The 21,431-nt window shown below is 39.6% G+C and carries 10 protein-coding genes and 1 pseudogene; 6 read left to right on the top strand and 5 right to left on the bottom strand.

Annotation, left to right across the window (positions count from 1 at the left end):
- The first annotated feature begins 124 nt into the window (after positions 1-124).
- The gene (locus HO345_RS09590; RefSeq protein WP_253682711.1) at positions 125-4,795 is read left to right on the top strand and encodes an Ig-like domain-containing protein; all 4,671 of its coding nucleotides are present in this window, start codon (positions 125-127) and stop codon (positions 4,793-4,795) included.
- Positions 4,796-4,816: 21 nt separating this feature from the next.
- Positions 4,817-11,251 carry an immunoglobulin domain-containing protein gene (locus HO345_RS09585; RefSeq protein ID WP_253682709.1) on the top strand — a complete coding sequence of 2,145 codons (6,435 nt, stop codon included), beginning with the start codon at positions 4,817-4,819 and terminating at the stop codon, positions 11,249-11,251.
- A 581-nt stretch (positions 11,252-11,832) separates the two neighbouring features.
- Here HO345_RS09585 and HO345_RS09580 read toward each other — a convergent pair.
- A pseudogene (locus HO345_RS09580) lies at positions 11,833-12,513 on the bottom strand (Rpn family recombination-promoting nuclease/putative transposase); the annotation flags it as partial.
- A gap of 76 nt (positions 12,514-12,589) precedes the next feature.
- On the opposite strand from HO345_RS09580, the gene ileS reads away from it, so the two are divergent.
- From ileS to HO345_RS09560, 4 genes are read left to right on the top strand one after another with little or no spacing between them, the layout of a single operon-like run.
- On the top strand, positions 12,590-15,892 hold the full coding sequence (ileS, locus tag HO345_RS09575) for an isoleucine--tRNA ligase (RefSeq protein ID WP_253682708.1): 3,303 nt from the start codon (positions 12,590-12,592) through the stop codon (positions 15,890-15,892).
- Positions 15,876-16,721 (top strand): TP0453 family lipoprotein, encoded by an 846-nt coding sequence (locus HO345_RS09570; protein WP_253682706.1) that lies wholly within the window; start codon positions 15,876-15,878, stop codon positions 16,719-16,721. Before ileS ends, HO345_RS09570 begins: the two co-directional genes overlap by 17 nt.
- Positions 16,722-16,735: 14 nt before the next feature.
- A complete protein-coding gene (locus HO345_RS09565; protein ID WP_253682705.1) occupies positions 16,736-16,984 on the top strand; it encodes an FmdB family zinc ribbon protein in 249 nt (82 codons plus the stop codon).
- 6 nt (positions 16,985-16,990) lie between these two features.
- A complete protein-coding gene (locus HO345_RS09560; protein WP_253682703.1) occupies positions 16,991-17,350 on the top strand; it encodes a zinc ribbon domain-containing protein in 360 nt (119 codons plus the stop codon).
- Between the two features lie 3 nt (positions 17,351-17,353).
- On the opposite strand, the gene HO345_RS09555 is transcribed toward HO345_RS09560, so the two are convergent.
- From HO345_RS09555 to HO345_RS09540, 4 genes are all read right to left on the bottom strand, one after another.
- Positions 17,354-18,607 (bottom strand): HD domain-containing phosphohydrolase, encoded by a 1,254-nt coding sequence (locus HO345_RS09555; protein ID WP_253682702.1) that lies wholly within the window; start codon positions 18,605-18,607, stop codon positions 17,354-17,356.
- Between the two features lie 65 nt (positions 18,608-18,672).
- Positions 18,673-19,962 carry a cobyrinic acid a,c-diamide synthase CobB gene (locus HO345_RS09550; RefSeq protein WP_253682701.1) on the bottom strand — a complete coding sequence of 430 codons (1,290 nt, stop codon included), beginning with the start codon at positions 19,960-19,962 and terminating at the stop codon, positions 18,673-18,675.
- 3 nt (positions 19,963-19,965) lie between these two features.
- Positions 19,966-20,634 (bottom strand): precorrin-2 C(20)-methyltransferase, encoded by a 669-nt coding sequence (locus HO345_RS09545; RefSeq protein WP_253682700.1) that lies wholly within the window; start codon positions 20,632-20,634, stop codon positions 19,966-19,968.
- A 1-nt stretch (position 20,635) separates the two neighbouring features.
- Positions 20,636-21,391, bottom strand: coding sequence for a sirohydrochlorin cobaltochelatase (locus HO345_RS09540; protein ID WP_253682699.1), 756 nt, complete (start codon positions 21,389-21,391; stop codon positions 20,636-20,638).
- Positions 21,392-21,431 lie beyond the last annotated feature (40 nt).

Below are 21,431 nucleotides of genomic sequence, written 5' to 3'. Positions count from 1 at the left end.
TATTGTATTGTAGATATATCCATTTTTATCATTTTTTTTATTTTGAGTTAGATATATTAAAGATTTAGACTTATTTAGCCGATAAATTATCGGTTAAATTCTTGAATTAGTTTAGGAGTATTTTATGAAGAAAATAACAATTTATTTGTTGATTATATTGAGCTCTTTGAGTCTGCTATACGCAAGAGGGTCAAAAGATATAGACAGTGTACAAATGACCAATAAAGAAAGCTGGCAGCAATCGATAGATATATCAGGAAAGAAGAAAGGAAAATACAATGTATTGATAAAGGCTGTAGATATAGCCGGCAATGAGGGCTATGTAGGACCTTTTAATATGTATATAGACCCTAATTCCGACTTACCGATAGTAAACATAAGTAATCCTAAAACTGAAGCCGTAGTATCAGGAAATATAAACATAATAGGAACCTGTGTAGATGATGATGCTGTAGACTATGTAGAGCTACGCATAGACGGCGGAGAAAGTATCTACCGAGCCAAAGGCAAAGAATTTTGGTCGTATTACATAAACACGGAAAATTTTGAAGAAGGAACACACACAATAGAAGCTTGGGGTGTAGACGTTAACGGGGTAAAAGGAAAACCCGTAAAAAACAGCTTTTACATAAACCGCTTATCGCCAATAACTACAATAGAAAATAAGAGTTTAGGAGAACTTGTTTCAGGTAAGATAACAATTGACGGAACAGTAGAAGACGGAAACGGTATAGAAAGGCTGCTATACTCATTGAACAATGGAGAAAACTTTGAAGAACTAAAACTATCCCATAATAAAAGGACAAAACAGTCAAAGTTTTCATTAAAACTAAACACAAAAACAATAGAAGACGGGCCTAAAGTAATCTGGTTTAAGGCAATAGATAAGCAAGGAAAGATAGGTATACACACATTTTTATTGTTTGTAGATAATACGTCCCCTTTAGTAGAGTTTATCTATCCGGAAGGAGAAAATCCGACTGAGCCTGTATTTTCTGTAGCAGGAAAGGCTATGGATTCGGTAGGTTTATCAAGTTTATCTTGGAAGTGTAACAACGAGAGCGGCGAATTTGAACTTACCCCCGGAAATAATTATTGGATAAAAGAATTCGATGTAAGCAAAAGCGGCGCTAAGACTGCAGTTGTCGAAATAACTGCAACGGACATCGCCGGAAACGTAGTAAAGATAAAAAAAAGCATCGCAATAGATCAAAATAAAGGAAAGCCTGTAATAGAAATGCTAAAACCTGTTATGGATACGGAGGTTTTTGAAGATCTTTATATAGCAGGTGTAGTGCATGACCTATATGGAGCTAGTGAAATACGATACAAAATAGATAAGGGTGAAGAAAAAATTATACCTGCATTTGCTGCCGGTTTTGGAGCCGTAGAAAAAGGAATAAGTGCAGGAAACCATACATTAACAATATATGCAGTGAACAAAAAAGGAATATCCGGTACTCCTGTAAGTATAAATTTCAAAGCAGAGGGTAAGGAACCTGTTATATCATTTGATAATGGTGAGACCGTAATACCTATATATAATGCCCAATCTAAGGCTTCTACGTCGGTACATGTAAAAGCTCCTTCAGGTTTAAAATATATAAGTGCAGGTTTTAACGGAGAAGAAGAAGCCTCATTGCCCGTAAAGACCGGACAGACGGAATATGTAATAAAAACAAATGTAAATACCAAATCCGAACCGGGATTGTATACTGTTTCCGTTACGGCAACCGACATAAATGACAGAATTACCAAACAAACCTTAGTTATTTGTGTTGTAAATATATCCGGATCAGGTGCGGAAGAAAATCTGGTCTGGGCTAAAACCAATTTGAATGAGAATAATCAGGTTGTTTTAACTGAAGGAAAATCCTTATTCGGTGTTTACCAGCCAAGAGAAGGAATGGTTATAGAATCTTTGGCCGTTATAGGCGGTAAAAACATTGAGGCTGAATATGAAGGCAGCTTGATAAAATTAACCGTAAACGGAGACGGCTTATATAAAGGTGTAGGTGTAAAAATTACCGACAGTGAAGGAACAGTATATACGAGTCCCCTTGTCGACATTCTTTCAGATATGGCTCCGCCTGCGATAAACCTTGATATAAGCGAAGCTGCAGCTTTTGTAAATAAGTCTATAAATTTAAAGGGTACGGCCTCGGACGGAGCCGGCATTAAAACCGTAGAATACAGTCTGGGCAGCGATTCTCCTTATGTAAAGTTGTCTGCCGCTTTTAATGAAACTATAAATATAAGCGGACAACCTGACGGCCCGATACTGCTTACCATAAAAGCCGTCGATTTAGCCGGAAAAGAGAGCTTTGAAAATAGAGTATTTTATAAGGACAGCGAAGCCCCTGAGGCCGTTATGGTATTACCTGAGACTGATGGAAAGGTAAACGGTTCAATATACGCGGCTTTTAAGATAACTGATAGATTTCCCGACGTAAAAGCAGAATATAAGGGTGCAAGTAAAGGTGCTGAATGGCAAAGTTTTGAAAATAGCTCCTTACCTAACCTTATAATAGGCAGTGCAAAAGAGCCTTTAAGTAAGAACATGCAGTTTAGGTTTACCGACCTTGCAGGGAATACGAGGAATTTCAATAGCTATAGTTTTGATATAGACAATAGTGAAGATGCCCCAAGGGTAGATTTACATTTGCCGGATGAAAATGAAATTATAACGAGCGACTTTGAGATATCAGGTATGGTTTATGATGACGATGAAGCTGCAAAGATCTATTACAAAATAGATAAGGGCTCTTATAAGTCGATGGATATAAAAAACAGCTTTTCGATACCCATATTGTTAAGCGAGCTTACTGATAATGAGCATGAAATAACCATGTATGCTGAAGATATTTACGGAGTAACAAGCCAACCTGTAACTAGAAAGATAAGAGTGTCTTTAGAAGTACCTCAGGTTGGGGTGTCTTATCCTCTTATAACGGACACAGTACAAGGGATAAGCGTAATATCGGGTAGTTCCTTGGATAAAAACGGAATCAAAAAGGTTGAAGTATCTTTTGATAACGGTTTGACATATAACCTTGCAGAAGGCGGGGAAAAATGGCAGTACCGTATAAATACCCATATAATAAATGACGGAACCCATGTAGTTTTTGTAAAGGCTACGGATAATTATGAGCAAGTATGTTTATATTCTACATTAATTAACATAGACAATACGCCTCCTTCATTACAACTGGAATATCCGCTGACGGGTTCCAAATTGGATAACAATCTTTTTGTGTCGGGACATGTATATGATAACATTTCTCTTGAAGGAGTAATGCTAAAAATAAAGAGCCTTGATGGAAAGGCTGTGCCTCAAAAATTATCCGAGATAAAACTTGAAACGGATATAATCCTTTCAAAAGATATAGATATAAGCTCATTGCCTGAAGGAAGGTATAATCTTGAAATAAGCGGTGTAGATAAGGCAAATAATACTAATGAGGTCTCTGTAAATTTTGATGTTTATAGAAGGAAGGATAGAAACAAATTAGAGCTGCTATATCCTTTAAACGGCGAGACGGTAAGGGGGGAGTTCAATATATATGGAAGGCTGATAGTAGATAATGCTGTAGAAGAAGCCGCTTTATATATAGACGGAAAAGAAGTTGAAAGGGCCTCTGTATCTAAAACAGGCTATGTTTGTTTTAAGATAAACAGTGAAAAGCTTGTAAATGGAGAACATAGTCTTGAGTTAAGGGCAAATCGTGCAGGTGTCGGACCGCTTAATTCTGAGGTACATAAGATAAATTATACGGCAGAAGGGCCTTGGATTACCATAGACAACTTTGCGATGGGAGACTTTGCGATAGAAAGACCTTACCTTAGAGGAAGAGCCGGCTATACGGTATCCGAAGAAGAAAAGACTCTGGTATCCTCAAAAGAGGCTACATCTGAGGATAAAAGAGCATTTAAGGCAAAGCGCATTAAGTATGTAGAAATCAGTTTTGATAACGGAAAAACCTTTGCTCCTGTTAAGTCGGCTGCTAATTGGAAGTATAGACTTGAGACAGATGATATGGCGGAGGGAAATCACTTTTTATTGTTAAGAGCCGTTATGGAAAATAAAGAAACAGCGGTTTGCAGGACAATAATAAAGATTGATAAGACGGCTCCGAAAGTAACATTGATATCGCCCGGAGAAGGAGGCAGGTACAACGGAGCGATAGAGTTTAGCGGCTTATCTTCTGATGACATAGAGCTATCGAGTGTAGAAGCTCTTTTGAGGAAGGGAGATAAGAACAGCTATGGAGTGCCTAAGTTTATTCAAGGCTTACATGTAGAAGGCGCTTTTTGGGGTGCTTCGTTGTGGAACATAGGCATCGGGTTGAGCTTTTTTGATGATAATGTAAAGCTGCAGCTTCATTACGGACAGTTTTTACAAAGTCAGTTTACAGTATTATATGGTAATCACCAAATTAGATACGGAGGGCATATAATATCGTTAAAACTTTTAGCTAACGTATATGAGCTGCCTTTCGGTTACTATTTTGGACCTGATTGGAAATGGTTATATTTGGATGTGGCCTTGGGTGCACAGTTTTCGCTTTTTACAAATACCCAAAGCGGCCGCCCTCAAATATTGTCGGCTTTGCTTACACAAATTGAATTTCCGCGTGTGAAATTCCATAAGCAAAAATATTTTAGTTCTTTCTCGTTATTTACGGAAGGACAGTTATGGTTTATTCCTACTGATGTAGATTCAAAGAGTAAAAAATCTGCAATCAAATCGGTTATTCCGCATATATCCGTAGGTATAAGGGTTGATATATTCTAATAAAACTTTTTAGAGGTATTTATGAAGAAGAACAGAATTTTTTTAAATTTTTTGATTTTAATTTTATTTACGGTATTTTTAAGTGTTACCTGTAAACAAAACATAGGTTTGGGCGGCACTATCGATATTGAACGCCCGGACGGACAAATTATTTATCCTGATGCAGGAGGTGCACCTATCAGGGGTAGTTTTGTGATGAAAGGAACGGCAAAGGACGATGAGGGTGTTAAAGATGTTTCTGTTGTATTTAAAAATACTGAAACAGGCTGGGTATCTAAACAATATTCGGCCGGCTTATCAGATGTTAATAATGGCTCTGTAATATGGACTCTGTCTGTTAATAATGAATTTACCGGAAGGACAAGAGATGGTCATCCCTTGGTAAAAGAGTATCCGATACCTGACGGTAAATACATTGCTACTGTTACTGTTACCGATATTACAGGTAGAACAACAAGTTTTAGCCGTGAGTACGATATTGACAATACTCCTCCTGTGTTTATTGTGTCCCGTCCGTCGACAATTATCATAAACGATGATAGTACCGCACAGGCCGACCCTTACGGTTCGGTTTTTACAGTTATAGGACAAGCGGAAGATCGAAGCAAAATAGAGGATCTTACTTTAACAGTTGACGGTACCGATATAAGCATATCGAAAAAATTTGTCGGAAAAAATATAAACGAAGAAATAGCTACTGCTGCGAAAAATGATACCGAGTTTACAGATCCTTTGTATAAATATAATGATATAAATGGAAGTCCTAAAATTAAAGCGCATGTATTTTTAACCGATAATGCGCGCTTTTTTAAAGGCGACGGAAATGAAGGTGAGGGAAACACTTCGGAATGGTATTATTTGCGGGATAGAGATATCCGATCGGTTTTGGAAAAAGGGTATACCGCCGATGTTATAAACGATTATTTTGCGGGGAAAAGAGGATCGGCTTCTTCATCGAATAAAACGCTGAAGCTTTTGGCAAAATTATATGACGACAGTGATCCTGAAGGACAGTCTGTAAAACAGATATTGGAAAATGCCCGCATCATGACCAATGGCGTTACCAATGAAAAATTTTCCTTTTTTACGCTGGATCCGAATAAATCGCCCGGTTTTAAAGTAACAAATGGAACCCATTTTCCTCAATCCTATCCCGCGACGACTCCCGATGCGGATTTGCCTCATCCCGGTGTAGAGTTTTTCAGCGGTTCGGTACGGCCTAAAGTTTCTCTTAAGCTTATTCCGAATAGAAACAGCACTCCGTTGGTTGACCCTTTCAATTACAACGGATACAGAGCGAGCGGTATTGTAATCAATATGTATAAATGCAACGATGATGTTTCGTATGTTGCTTCCGGCGATAAAAAAATATTGAATTTGGTGCAGTCCGCTACCCCTGCTTATTCTTTAAAATTTGCGGATTTATCGACACAAGACGAACTTAATCAGGTTGTTACCGGCACAAGTGAATTGACCGTACAATGGCAGCTGCCGAATCCTGCTACTTTTTCTGCCGGATATTATGTAATAGAAGTAGAAGGAAAAGATACCGAAAATAATGATTTTGTTGCTTATGATAGAAATAATTCGCCCGGAGGCTCTTTCGTTATCAAGTTTGAACCGGCAGGTAACCACCTCATGATACTTCCCGGTGCTCCTTCCGGGTTTGTAAAAGAAGCTTTTCATGTCATTGCAAATGTTTCTTCCGGGCAGCCGGTTACCGAGGTACGTTATAAACTGGATGGGGCGGCGGGGCCAAGCGATACGGAACTTCCGCACTCTTCCGGAACCGAATGGAAAACCGCTGCGCCTGTTTCACTTGCTTCATTATCGGAGGGAGAACACAAAGTTCATTTTTGGGCTAAGAGTGCAGGTCAGACTGCTAATGCCGAAATAACGTTTATTAAAGATACAACAGCTCCCGTGCCGGCTTTAGAATATCCTCCGGCCAATGCCGAGCAGGCGGGAATCGTAAGGATTATGGGAAGCGTTACCGATGGTCATGCCGGAGTAAATAAGGATGGTACAAAGTACATCATAGGAAAACAGGCTTCCATACCGACCCCCGCTACTATCGGTTGGCGGGTTATGGATAAAACCACTCCGGTTTCATGGGAGTTTACGTATGACTTGGATGATTTTTCGTCAAATCCCGCCTCTCACGGTGATTTGGTTAGCGCGGGTGTGTACGATATCCCCGTCTATATTTTGACCGAAGATACCATAGGAAACAAAGCTGTTAAAGACTTCACTATACGTTATGATTCGAACGGCGACAAACCGGTTGTTAAGGTACTTTCTCCGCAGCAAAATCAAACTTTGGGCGGTACCGTCCAAATATTCGGTACGGCTGCTGCCCGACTGGGGCTCCCGACAGACATCGGTGAAGTATATATTCAGTTTTCAAAAAACGGCGACTTTAACGATACTGCAAACGGGAATATGACCTTCGGAACATCCGGCGGCGGTTATGATGCCGATTGGCATAAGGGCGGCAACGGACAGCTTGTGCCGGGTACTGACAGTACTAATGGAGGATCGAATTGGCAAATTTCGATAAATGAAAACGGAGAATTTAATAACCCGAACGGGTCGAACTGGGCGGTTTATTTCAGAGTCCGTGCAAAAAATAAAACTACCGGTAACTGGGGGCCATGGTCAGAGCCTGTAAAAATCTTCATAGATGAAAATTATCCGACTATCGGCAGCCCGGATCCCTTAAAGCTGGTAAATAAATCGGACGGTTCAAACCCGATAAATTATACATCGGGTATGTGGATCGCTGACGGAAAAAAACTCATCGGTTCTTTATACGACGACTCCGGAATAAAAACCGTCGAGATTTCATCTTCGGAACTGTTGGGCAATCAAAAATATAATTTGTCACAAGCTTTGTCAAACCATTGGATTGCCGAAGACACTGCGCATGCGCCTGCTTCTCCCGGTGCAAAAAATTATACGCTTCAAATTCCGCTGGATTTAAGTACGCTCAGCGAAGCGTCGAAACGCAAAGGCGAGATATCGATAAAAATCAAAATAGTTGATGTGGGACAAAACTTGTCGAGAGAAGAAACAGTAAAGCTGAACTTCGATATTACAGATCCGGCAGGTGATGTAGGAGAATTTATCTACAGATACAGCGGAAACGTCAGAGTATCTTCTATAGAGGACTCCAATCTTGCACAAAAAGTAAAAGAGTATGCGCCCGGACCGACTCCCGATTACAGCAAGCTGCACCTTTTAATTAACGATAAGATCCGCACGGTAACAAACGTAAGCGGAACTACGGTGTCTTTTGCCCCCAATCTTGATAAAGCGGGAACTTATAATTGTCTTTTATATAAAGAGCCGTATATTATACGGAACGACGGCGGAAACTGGATTGTGCGCGGTGTTGCAAACGACGACGGCTCGGGTATAAAAAAGATCGAAGCGACGGTTACCGTTGACGGGGTGTCCGAATCAAGCGGTGAAATTACAGGAAATAAAATAACCAAACATCTCGGCGGGCAAGTCAGCTGGGAAGGAGAAATCAATTTAAGCACCCTAAAGGACGGTAAAGGAAAACTGAGCTGTAAGATTTACGATGAGCAGGATAACGTATATACAGTTCCCGATGTCAATGTTGTTGTAAAAAACAAGCCGATTGTTGTTTCTAAAGTTACGTTGAAAACCAAAATAGGTGCACTGGAAGTCGAAACCGATAAAGCCGGTGCTCCGGAAACCGATCCGAAAACAACAGTAACTAAAAAGACGGATGATAAATTGAATCAAACCATAACCGTTGAAAGCAGCAACTTTGCCTTTAAGAGCAAAACGGATTCAAAGATCAAAGTTGAATTTAGCGGCGGTCAGGGTACCGTAAAATACCGGCTGAAAAAGAGTGACGGAACGATAATAGGTGTTAATTTACGGGATGTCCCTGGTGATAAAGAAATTGTGTTAACTGCTGCAGATTTGACCGAAATCGCTAACTCAAACGGTACGCCTACAAAAATAACGCTTGAGTTCTGGGATGAGGCACTCGGTTTTACACAGGGAACGGACAGTTCTTGTGCTACGGTAGACATTACTACGCTCTTCGATGCGCTTGATACCGAAGCGCCGAAGGTTGTTATTCTTCCGTTCCATTGGAACAGCGAAAACGATAACTCGCTATACGAAAACAAACGAGCCAACGGGCATGTGGAAATCGATTCCTCTTCCGTTTCGGGTAAGGTAACAATCCGCGGTTTTGCCTATGATAATGTTAAAATCGATTCAATTAAGGCAGTAGTACCGTTCAGCTCGGACTTGACAGTTACAGCATCCGGAAACAATGATACGTGGACTTCCGGTCAGACGATGGCAGCAAATAGTGCGGAGCTGAAAGTTAGCCGTCTGGATGTGGATTATTCGGGCTTCTATGCTAAGTGGGAATTGAGTTTTGACAGCTCAAAAATTGCTATGGGAGCAGCTAAAAATATTAAAGTGATTGCAAATGACGGCGACCGAGACTCTGTAGAAAGTACAGGAACAGATTTACCTACAGCATTCACTGTGGACCGCGGCAGTGGAAATTCGGCTACGGTTTCCAATACCGATTTTGATTCGGCAAAGGTTGGTCAGTTTGTCGTATTCCAGACGGGAGAAAAGCAATACTTTACCCGTATTGTTAGAAAAAACAAGAACGGCTCTAAGACAACGATAACGCTTGCGGATTCCGTACCGACTGATATGAAACAAGCTGCTGTGTATAAAGATACAGCAAATAAGACAAAGGTATCTGTAAACAGCGTACCGTATATTACAGAGATAAAGACTACCCTAACCGGTTCTGCAGGTGTTGACTTTGACCGCTCCGCACTCGGTTTTTATCCGGTATGTGCGGGAGAAAAAATAACGCTTAAAGGTTTTAATATTACGTCATCACCGACTGTCAAGCTCGGTACCAAGGATTTGACTTCGAAAGTATCCGCATACAATCAGGCGGCCGGTACATTTGACGTCGAAATTATAGACGCAACGGACGTTAAAACCGGTGAACTTACGGTAACGGTCGGCAGTACAAATGCGATCAACAACAGCAATAAGAATCCTGTGATCGGTACGGACGGAACGGTGACAGAGGCTGTATACAATTCGTGGCAGAATAAGGCAAACAAACGGCTTGCTGACGATCTCAAGCTTTCGGTATGGAAAGTTGATGCTTTCCATTCGAGTATTCAAAAAGATATCACGAGTCCGATGCTTAAAATAGCTCCGGATAGTCAGTGGTATATGAGTTATGGAAAAGGTGTCCCTGAGATGGTTGTAAATAAGAACGGTACCGAAAAAGTTATCGATTACAGCTATAATAAGTTCCATAATACGGCTGTAGCCTTTGATTCTGCCGATAATGTGTATGCAGTAGGAACAAATACGGACCGTATAGGCGAATCTTCGGCAAAGTTTTCATTTTATTCGCGTGCTACGCCCTATGCTTTCTTCTCGAATTCGAGTCATGCATATCAGCATCAATGGACGGGAAAATCACGGCTTGAAACCGTATCCAATGGCACTGTTTATAATATAAACAGAGTACCTCGTCCGAAATTAATCACTACGGGAAATACGTCGTCGACAAAAGTGTACATTTCTTACTTCGATGCAAATCATCCCAAGAAGCCGGTAAAATTCCGTTACGGTACTATTGATGGTGCTAATACCTTTACCGACGGCATTATTGACGGTGCAACTAATCCGAACAGCAACTACGGTTCTGCACCAGGCTATCATACCATTGCGGACGATGACTCTGCCGAATATAAAGGCGGTCCGTATGTTGCACACGGCGTTACTTCTACCGGTGTTGCCGTTGTCGCGTGGTATGATGCGTCAAAGAAACGCTTGGTGTATTCGTACAATACAACACCGCAAACTCCTGTTACCGGCGGTGCATGGCAAACGAATGCAAAGGTCATCGACAGCGATTTTGCCGGCTGGTATGTAGACCTTGCAGTAGACGAAAAGAACGGTATCCATATTGCCTATTACACAAGCTCGAAAGGCGATCTTAAATATGCCTACCTTCCGTCATATAACGGTACGGCCACTGTTGTAACGGTTGACAGCTATTTGTCGGTCGGAACGCAGATATCGATTTCTACCCGGAACGAAGGCACGGCTACAAATCCAAAGATTGTGCCGTATATTTCGTACTTCCAGTCAGCATTTACGCAAACATCCAGTTCCGTGCGTACTGCATGGCTGCCTAATGGAGTTGACGGAGGCGTCAAAGACGGTGCAAAAGACGAGTTGTTTACCGGTGATTGGGAAGTAATGACTATTCCTATGTCCGGAATCGTCCCTAAAGATGAAACCATCTGTAACGGCGTTCCCACAAGCAATGCAACCGGTGCTCCGCAGTGGGCAGGTACCGTCGTTCTCGGCTTTATGAGCGATGACGGTTATAAAAAGGCGGTATTGAGAAAGTAAGCATTCCGCTTAATAATTAATCTTCCCCCATTCGGTTTTAGACGGATGGGGGATTTTTTATGTGATGGGGGAAACTGCGGAAAGACAGCTGGTTTGGTAAGAGATCCTGGTATGAAGTGTCGGATGGAACGGCCACTATGCGGAAAATAAAAAAGAAAAATCGAAATATAAAATTAGATATATTTGGAGGCTTTTCATGTATTTACTATATGCTGATGATTCAGGAGTAACTTCAGACCTAAATGTAAAATATAGTGTTTTGGCAGGTTTTGCAACTTTTGAAATTTTGAATATAATGATAATGCATATTATTCAATAATTAAAGATTGCTTTGATAAAGAAAAAAATATACAACATGGATTATATCTTTTGGAAAAAAATAACATATAACATCAGAAAGGAACGTCATTCAGTACACGATTTGTCAGCGTGTGCCTACGAGCGGTAATTATGCAAATAAGGTTATCGCCGCATACTTTACAACAAAAAATTACGAGATGGCGGTGCTGACGAAGTAACTGTTCCGCTTAGCGAGTTATCCCCCGTCGGTAATCCGATGGGGGAGTCTTTGTATCTCATTTTTACAAGTTCTCGATTTCTTCAAGGCTTAAGCCGGTAGCTTTTGCAATTGCTTCTACGGCAAAACCCATTTCAGTTAAGTTTTTAGCCGTTTCAATGGCTTTTTGGTAAGAGCCGTCGGCAAAACCTTGTTGGATACCTTCTTGTCTTCCTTTTATTTTGCCTTGCTCAATTCCCTGCCGATACCCCTCGCTTATACATGAAGCCCTGTCATGCTCGTATTTCATACGGGAATCATATAGCCATTTATCTCTAGGACTCATTTCCATTAATTCTATCGTTGTATTTGCCTTTCTCATCATCGTCGATTCTTGTGCCAGCATACTACGTATCTCCCTGTCATCAGTTTCGATAAATTTTAGCCAGTTTAATAAGCGTTTTGTTTTATTATCTTTGTGTTGAGCTTCCTTTAAGAGCCTCACTTTTTCAAGATTTAATATATGAATCTCAAGTTTTGAAACTAAGGGCTCTTTTGTATCTTGTTCAAGAACAAGATACTTGTTGTGCAAACGCTTATTTTTATTAAAGCCTTTTCCTACCAAGTTTATTGTAATACACTTTGGCAGTTTTGTATAATCTTGACCTTGTTTTATGTTTTCATTATACATCTTAGACCAATAATACAAGGTTCTTTCAGGAAAATCAAAATGCCAACTGTTTTGAATTTCAATATCGACAAAAGTTTGCACGGAGGCGTTGTACAATTTAAAAAAAAATAGTATAATTCTTAACTATAATTTTTTATTTTGGAGTTTTTTAATGTATAAACCCGTAGACCCTAAGGTCGATTTTGCAAAACAAGAAGAAGATGTCTTAAAATTTTGGGAAAAAAACGATGTATTTAAAAAGTCCGTTTTATCACGTGACGGATGGGATAATTATATTTTCTTTGACGGCCCGCCCTTTGCCACAGGCCTGCCTCATTTCGGCCACTTTGTTCCCGGAACAATTAAGGACATTATTCCGCGATATAAGACAATGAAGGGCTTTAGGGTTGAACGCCGCTTCGGATGGGACTGCCACGGGCTTCCCGTTGAAAATTTAATCGAAAAAGAACTTGGGCTTAATTCAAAAACCGATATAGAAAAATACGGTATAGATAAATTTAACGAAGCCTGCCGTGCAAGCGTTTTGCGTTATGTAAAAGAATGGAAACAAACGATTACCCGCTTAGGCCGCTGGGTTGACTTTGAAAACGATTATAAGACCATGGAACCCGCCTTTATGGAATCTATTTGGTGGGTAATGAAAAGTTTGTGGGAAAAAGGTCTCTTATATGAGGGCTACTATATTCTTCCATATTGTCCGAGGTGTTCTACGGTTCTTTCAAACCATGAGCTTAACTTAGGCGGCTACAAGGATGTTCACGACCCTGCAATAACCGTACGCTTTAAAGCTCTTTCGCCTGTAAAGACTTCTCCTGCAGGCAAGGCCTTTGAGGGAAAAAATGCTCTTCCTTCCGATACCTATCTTTTGGCATGGACAACCACTCCTTGGACTTTGCCGAGTAACCTCGGTCTTGCTGTGGGGGCGGATATCGACTATGCCTTAATAGAATATGACGGAGCTCACTATATAATGGCCGTGCCTCGGCTTGAAGCCTATTTTGCAAAAAGCGGAAAAGAAGAAGCAAAAGAGTATAAGCTGATTTGGACAAAGAAGGGTGCAGAGCTTGAAGGCTTGCGGTATGAGCCCCTCTTTCCTTATTTTAAAAACCTCGCCGCAGATGAGAATGGAAAAAACGCTGAAGCAGGGCAGGGTGCCTTTAGGGTTTTGATAGGCGACTTTGTTACAACCGAGGACGGAACGGGAATTGTTCACACGGCTCCCGGCTTCGGTGAAGACGATAACAGGATCTTTAAAGATACCGGAGTTCCGACTATTTGTCCGGTTGATGCCGAATGTAAATTCACTAATGAAGTTCCCGAGTACCAAGGCCTTTTTGTAAAGGATGCAGACAAGCAAATTATGGAAAGGTTAAAAGCCGAAGGTAAGCTCTTTAAGAGGGCTCAGATTTTACACTCCTATCCGCATTGCTGGAGATGCTCAAGCCCATTGATATACAGGGCAGTTGCAAGCTGGTTTGTTTCGGTTACAAAGATAAAGGATAAGCTCCTTAATGCTAACTCAAAAATAAATTGGCAGCCCGATCATATAAAAACAGGCCGCTTCGGAAAATGGCTTGAAGGAGCCCGAGACTGGGCTATCAGCCGAAACCGGTATTGGGGAAACCCTATTCCTATTTGGAAGTGCGAAGAATGCGGCGAAACACTCTGTGTAGGAAGCAGAGAGGAATTAAAAGAGCTTTCAGGCGTATTTCCTGAAGATATGCACAAGCACTTTGTCGATAAGATAAATATTCCGTGTAAAAAATGCGGCGGAACGATGAAGCGTGTTCCGGAAGTTTTGGACTGCTGGTTTGAGTCGGGTTCGATGCCCTATGCTCAGCAGCACTATCCTTTTGAAAACAAAGAACACTTTGAAAAAAACTTCCCTGCCGATTTTATTTCCGAAGGTTTGGATCAGACCCGCGGATGGTTTTACACCCTAACGATTTTAGCGGCAGCTCTTTTTGATGAGCCGGCCTTTAAAAACTGTATAGTAAACGGGCTTGTGCTTGCAGAGGACGGTAAGAAGATGTCAAAGTCCTTACGTAACTACACAGATCCCAACGAGGTCATAAAACAATTCGGTGCTGATGCCCTCCGGCTCTTTTTGATGAACTCGAATGTTGTAAAGGCTGACGACTTAAAATATTCGGATGAAGGAGTGCGGGATGTTCTTAAGGGAATTTTAATTCCTTTTTGGAACAGCTACAGTTTCTATATAACCTATGCCAATATCGACGGAGTAAAACCTCCTCATAATGCAAAGGTTGACGGAAAGGATGAGGGTGTAGAAGAATTTTTAGCTAAATTAAATAATCTATTAGACCTGTGGATCTTATCGGTAACCGAAAAACTTGTTGCCGATGTAACGGAAGCTCTCGACAAGTATGACCTTGCTCAAGCTATTCCGCCGATGGTTGAATATATTGACCTTTTAAACAACTGGTATATCCGCCGTTCCCGCCGCCGCTTTTGGAAAAGCGAAAATGACGGGGACAAGGCTCAAGCCTACGAGACCCTCTACCGTGCCTTAAAGAAATTTTCTCTTGTTGCAGCTCCGGTAGTGCCGTTTATTACGGAAAGCATTTGGCAGAATTTGCGGACCGAAAAAGATGCTCTTTCTATCCATCTTGCAGACTACCCCGAGTACAACGAAAAGATAAGAAACAGTGAACTTGAATTTAAGATGAAGACGGTTCAAAAAGCTGTTTCAATGGGAAGGTCCCTGCGTTATCAGTTTAACTTAAAGATAAGGCAGCCCTTAAAGGCCGTAGAGATAGTAACCCTCAATCCCGAAGAGAAAAGAGTTCTTCTGGAAATGGAAGAAAGTATAATCGAGGAGCTCAATGTTAAAGAGGTTATCTTCCACGAAAAAGAGGATGAGCTTGTAGAATATTCGGCTAAGGCTAATTTTAAAATTCTCGGAAAAGAATTGGGTCCACTTATGAAAAAGGCTGCTGCCATAATTGAACAGATGAATTCAAGTGAAATTCAAAATATAATGGAGGGTGCTACTTTAAGTATCGACATCGAAGGAAAATCGGTAGAAATAACCGCCGATAAAATTGTGATAAATAGAATCGAAAAGGCCTCCTTAAAAATAGTAAATGAAGGAACCCTAACCGTAGGTCTTAATACCGAGCTGACTGAAGAACTTTTAATGGAAGGTTATATCAGGGACTTGGTAAGAGGTATTCAAACCCTGCGTAAGGAATGCGGGCTTGATGTTACCGATAGAATTAAACTTTATCTTTCAGCCTCTCAAAAAAATGCCGATAATAAAGAGCTGGAAAAAGCTTTTGAGCTTTTTAAGGACTATGTTTGTGATGAAACCTTGACTGTGCAATCTTCTTGGCTTAAAACCGGAGAATTGACAAAGCTAGGTTCCATTAAAACAAGCCTTGTTGAAGCCGGCGATTATGAATGGGAGATTGGAATTGAAAAGAATAATTAGAAATACTTTTGCTGCACTCATTTTTATTTTGGTTTTTGCTTCATGTAAGACTGCACCGCCTCTTCCCGGAGTAGTAAGTCCCTTCGGTATGATAGGTGATGGTGCAGATATGTATATTTATATGCCTATCGAGAAAAATAAAAAAATAGCGGAGCCTATTTTGACTTCTGTCGGCGGAGACTCCATGAAGCAGGCTTTGAGCCGGACTACAGCCGTATATTCAGGGGTATTTGTAAAAGACAGGCTTACGGAAATTAGGATTTGTTCTACCGGTAAATATCCTTACGGAATGACTGACAGTATTTTTAAGAAGAAGAACGGATGGGAGCCTAAAAAAACAAAGGAAAAGTATAAGTATTATAAATCGTCCTATGTTGATGTTTCAATTCCATCTCCTCAAATAGCCTGTCTGGTTATGGGACCTAATGACAGACAAAATATGGAAGTTTTTTTAGGCAAATTGAGTAATCCTGAGGAAGCCGTGTTTTCTCAACGCTTTTATGACCTCGTTAATTCCGGTTCTCAGGATATAGGTATCTTTGTAAAAAACGGAGACTTTTTTTTAGGACAGATAATAGGAGTTCAGCTTGGGCTTCCTGTTGGTGTAATAGAAATGTACTTAAAAAAGAATTCGGAAGTTGAAAATGAATATCTATACGATTTAAGTATCGAAACACAAAACATGATGACGGCTTCCTTATTGAAATTATTTTTTAAAAAGCAGCTTAAGGCTGATGTAAGACTTGAAGAAAATAAGCTGATTATAGAAAACAGACCCGTTACTGAATCTAGAATTATCGAAATAATAAAGTCTTTATATAATTATTAAATGGGAGTTTAAAGATGCCAACGTATGAGTATGTCTGCGATTCTTGCGGTCATGATTTTGAGGTTTTTCAGAGAATGAGCGATGAACCCGTATCTGTATGTCCTGAGTGCGGTAAGCCTGTAAGAAGAGTTATTTCGGGAGGCTTAGGGATTAATTTTAGAGGATCCGGTTTTTATGTAAACGATTCTTCTTCCGCTTCAAAGGCTGCTTCAGGCGGTTGTTCAGGTTGTTCTTCATCTTCATGCTCAACATGTAAGCACTAGGATTTTATGGGCAAGGTACAAAAAGGGTATTCGCCTAAGTTTTTTTGTGAAAACTGCGGGCAAGAGGTAAAACGGAATACAAAAGTATGTCCCCATTGCGGGCGTTTTTTTGCTTCGGTAAGATGCCCTTCTTGTAATTATATGGGGCACACGGATGAATTTATAAACGGATGCCCCTCTTGCGGTTTTGCTGTAAGCTCCGACTCTAATAAAAACACAAAAAAATATCATAGGAATAAACTAAAAGAATACCGCGCAAAATACAAATCCAATAGGTACGATGATCCTCTTCCTTGGTGGGTTTACAGTCTTGTCATAGGTTCTTTGGGTTTATTGATTATCTATATATTTTATTTTAAGACTTAAAAACTACTCATCTGCAAGATGGGCTTTAATTGCTTGGATTCTGTCAAGCACTTCAAAAAAGGCTTTTGCTATTTCCGGATCGAATTTCTTTCCGCTCATTTTTTTTAATTCTTCAAGTATGTCTTCTTCGGTCCATGAGTCTTTGTAGGAGCGCTTTGAAGAAAGGGCATCGTAGACATCAGCCATTGCGACAATTCTCGCTCCTAGAGGTATTTCTTCTCCTTTAAGTCCTTGTGCACATCCTGTTTTTTTATCCGTTTTTAACGGGACTCCCGTTTCTATATCAATATGTCCCGGGTAGCCTGTTCCGTCCCAGTTTTCATGATGACGCAGAGCTATTTCCATTGAGAGCTTATCGAGAGGGGAGTCATTCCCAATGAACAAACGGGCTCCAAGCCATGTATGAGTTTTCATAACCGAGAATTCTTCATCAGTTAACTTTCCGGCTTTTTTTAAAATCAGATCCGAAATTGCAACTTTTCCAATGTCATGAAGCATTGATGCAATTTTTAGAGAGTCACGGTATTTTGTTTGCTCGGCCATAGGAATGCCGTTATTAAATGCCCACCTATCATAAATTTCAACGGAATAATTTGCAACTCTGTTTACATGCATTCCCGTTTCTCGCGGATCGCGTAGTTCAGCTGTTTTGATCATACGCATAACCATTGCCCTTGTTACAAAAGCATGCTCAAGAGCTATTCCCGCGTTTGAAGCAAAATGACTGAGATAAATTTCATCATCATGGGAAAAGGTTTCCGGTTTGCCGTATTTATCAATAGCATTTAAGACTTGAAGAACCCCCAAGAGCATTCCCGACATAGAAAGAATAGGGATAGTTAAATTTGAAACGGTCTTATAGCCTGTTTTTTCATCCGTAGCTTTGCCGAACTTAAAAGGTTTATCGTCATCAATATTGTAAACATCCGGAATATTTATAAGTGTTTTTGTATTTGCTGCGTATCCGGCTATTGTATGATTATCTATAGGAAAATCAAAAAAGATATAAGGAAGCTTTGTTCCTGCCGGAAGTTTTTTTTGCAGGGTGTTATTCTGTGCATATCTTATGGCAAGCCTGTCCCCTTCAGCTATATATATTGAACCGGCGTCGGCATTTACAACACTCCGTGCTTCGGTAAGTATTTGTTCTAAAAGAACATCAACGTCTTGAACACTGTGTATCAAAGATTCCGTTTCAAGTATTTTGACGAGAATTTGTTCCTTTGACAGCTCTTCATATTTATTTTTTCCTGTCATAACTTATATTATATTATATTCTAAAGAAAAAGTCTATATTTTTTGCAAAAAATAAAATTTACCGTCTAAATTTGTATCAAATTATAAAAATTTTCAATATTATATATAAAATGGATGTTTTGAAAAAGACCTAAACAGTTTTTATATATATAAGCATCTTTAAAACTCAAAGTTGAACAAGGTTTTTTAACTGTGAAAATAGGAGGAATTTCAGTTGATGCTTTTGATTTATGATATTCAGCCGCATTTAAGATTGTGCCTTTTTTTCCCAAAATGCAGTCCTGCATAAATTCAAGCTGTTTATATCCGAAATTTTGCAGGGTGCTTGTGCTTTCAACCGAACCTTGAAAAATTCCGCACATTTTAAAACCGTCCAGGTCTTTAAAAAGGTATGAAAGGGCTTCCCCTTCGGCTAAAATTTTTCCGCCGTCTTCGGCGAATTTTTTGATTGCAGTTTTTATTTTAATATTTTGAGAAAGAGCATCCTTGTATTTATTTATTTGGCCGCTTCCGAAATATAAAAAGTTACAGTCCGGCAGTTTCGTATCTTTAAGGGGCGAAAAATAATTTACCTCAGTGCTGTTTTCAAGTAAAAAGATATTTTCGGAATAATATAAATTAAAGGCCTCATCCATTGCGATTGCAGTGCGTGTATTCGTTTTTTTTATTTCTATCTTGTTCCCTGTTTTAAGAGGCTGAAATAAGTTTAAAAGTTTTTGAATGTCTATATTTTCTTTTACGATTTTATATAGAACATCTAAAAATTTTTTATCCTTTAGCCGTTCGTCTATGTCGAGGCCGAGGCCTGATTCTTCAATTTCGAATTCGGAGATTTTAGGAAAAAAGCCTAAGACTTGCAGTTCAAGATTATCCTCAATCATCTTCTTGTAAAGAGGAAAAAGTTTAGGGTTGAGTTTATTGAATATGATTCCCTTTATTCTGTTTTTTGAAAATTCGATCATGCCTTTAAGTTTTGGAATAAGTGTAAACATTTCACCCTGCGGTGCGTAAACCAAAACAATATCGCTTCCGATTTTTTCTGCCGTATCAAAAGAAGAATTTTTCGAGGTAGTCCCCATTCCGTCGAAGCAGCCCATCACTCCCTCAATAAGGGCATATTCCGAGTTTGAAATATTGAGAGAAAACTCCATTCCATTTTGACCCATCATAAAGGGGTCAAGATTTCCGGCTCTTTTGCCTGAGATGATTTCCAATATTTTACGGTCAACTTGATCGGGGCCTGTTTTAAAAGCGGAAATATCAAAGCCTTCTTTTTTTAAAGAATAAAGAAGGGCTGAAGATATGATAGTTTTTCCCGAATTGCTGTTCGGGGCGGAAATCATTATGCCTTTCATCTTCTAATTTCCTTTTTGTTTGCGGGCGATGATTAAGGATATATAATCTTCATCTTCTAAAATTTTTTCTTTTTTATCTTTGGGGAGGATTGATTCATGTTCCATTGTTGCTCTTTTTATATAAACATAGTCAAATCCGTTTTTTTCAAATTCTTTTAGTATAAAATTTTTTTGTTTAGATGTTTTTAAAAGAGCTATAGATGAAGATGAATTTAAAATTTCTTCATTTAAATGATCGGTAATTGTAAGCACCTCAGCTTTTTCGGCAAGAGGAATTTGTGCTCTTCCTGCAGCAGCCACTGCAGAAGGAATTCCTGAAATAATTTGCAAATTGATTTCCGGTATTTTAAAATAGGGCATCATGTAAATAAATGTGCTGTATATCATAGGATCGCCTATAGTTAAAATAACGGTATTCGAATTTTCTTTTGTTTTTTTAAGTATTTTTTCGGCTTGAATTTTATAATCTTCTTCAGATACAAAGCCCATAGGAAAATCAAGAAACAAAACTTCTTTGTTCTTTATAAAATCTTTTACCGTATCTAGGGCCATATTTTTTCCCTTATTGTTGGGAGCAAAAATAAGGTTTGCATTTTCAAGAGCTTTTACTGCCTGTAATGTAAGATACTCCGGAGAGCCTGGACCTGTTCCTACTGCGAAAATATTTTTCATTTTAACCTCTACGGCAATTGATTGTATTTTCTAGAGACTTGTAAAGTATTTCGCGGATCATAGGATATTCACCCAAGCCTTTTAGATTGGCATTAACCTCGTAACCCTCATTTTTTAAAATGGTGTACCAGCTGTCTTCTTCATCTCCTGCCATATCATTGTGGGCATGGTCGCCTGCAACCATCATAAAAGGATAAAGCTCAATTTTTTTTATTTTGCGTTCGGCAAGAATAGGTAAGATATCCTTTAGCTCTACGGAGCCTTCAACTGTTCCTATCAAGACATTTTCAAGGCCTTGCGAATTGAGTTTATTTTGCATGATCTCGTAAAATTTATCTGCCTCATGTGAAGAACCGTGTCCCATAAAAACTATTGCCGTATCATCTTCGGGCTTTTTTAATTCGAGAGCTTTTATAATTTCATCCAAGTCTGCATTTTCATGTAAGAGGGGTTGACCCAAAACTGTATTTTCAAATTGCAGCTTTTCATATTCTTCTCCCGGAATTATGTGGGTCGGCTGTATGTAAATTTCGGAGAAGCCTTTTTCTTTTAGTTCTTGGATAATTTCTTTGGGAGATGCAACATTGATAGAGTCTCTTTTTTTAAGAATGGCTCTAACCATGTTTGAAGTATAGGCTTTAAAAATTTCATAATCTTTAAACCTGCCGGCTGCTTCTTTTTCGATAGTATCAATAGTTTTTTCTCTTGTTTCGGCATAGCTTGTACCGAAACTTGCAATTACGATGGCTTTTTTCATTTTGTTTCCTTTAGGTGTTTTGAATAAATTATCTGATAAG

This window comes from Treponema denticola (assembly GCF_024181645.1).
Taxonomy (GTDB): Bacteria; Spirochaetota; Spirochaetia; order Treponematales; family Treponemataceae; genus Treponema_B; species Treponema_B denticola_A.
Note: the sequence above shows the minus strand (reverse complement) of the source record. Positions and strands in the feature narration are given on the sequence as shown.

What these genes read in the sequence shown, in the direction of transcription:
- HO345_RS09590 (WP_253682711.1), top strand. Translation starts at nt 125, where the DNA reads ATGAAGAAAATAACAATTTATTTGTTGATTATATTGAGCTCTTTGAGT.
- HO345_RS09585 (WP_253682709.1), top strand. Translation starts at nt 4,817, where the DNA reads ATGAAGAAGAACAGAATTTTTTTAAATTTTTTGATTTTAATTTTATTT.
- ileS (WP_253682708.1), top strand. Translation starts at nt 12,590, where the DNA reads ATGTATAAACCCGTAGACCCTAAGGTCGATTTTGCAAAACAAGAAGAA.
- HO345_RS09565 (WP_253682705.1), top strand. Translation starts at nt 16,736, where the DNA reads ATGCCAACGTATGAGTATGTCTGCGATTCTTGCGGTCATGATTTTGAG.
- HO345_RS09560 (WP_253682703.1), top strand. Translation starts at nt 16,991, where the DNA reads ATGGGCAAGGTACAAAAAGGGTATTCGCCTAAGTTTTTTTGTGAAAAC.
- HO345_RS09555 (WP_253682702.1), bottom strand. Translation starts at nt 18,607, where the DNA reads ATGACAGGAAAAAATAAATATGAAGAGCTGTCAAAGGAACAAATTCTC.
- HO345_RS09550 (WP_253682701.1), bottom strand. Translation starts at nt 19,962, where the DNA reads ATGAAAGGCATAATGATTTCCGCCCCGAACAGCAATTCGGGAAAAACT.
- HO345_RS09545 (WP_253682700.1), bottom strand. Translation starts at nt 20,634, where the DNA reads ATGAAAAATATTTTCGCAGTAGGAACAGGTCCAGGCTCTCCGGAGTAT.
- HO345_RS09540 (WP_253682699.1), bottom strand. Translation starts at nt 21,391, where the DNA reads ATGAAAAAAGCCATCGTAATTGCAAGTTTCGGTACAAGCTATGCCGAA.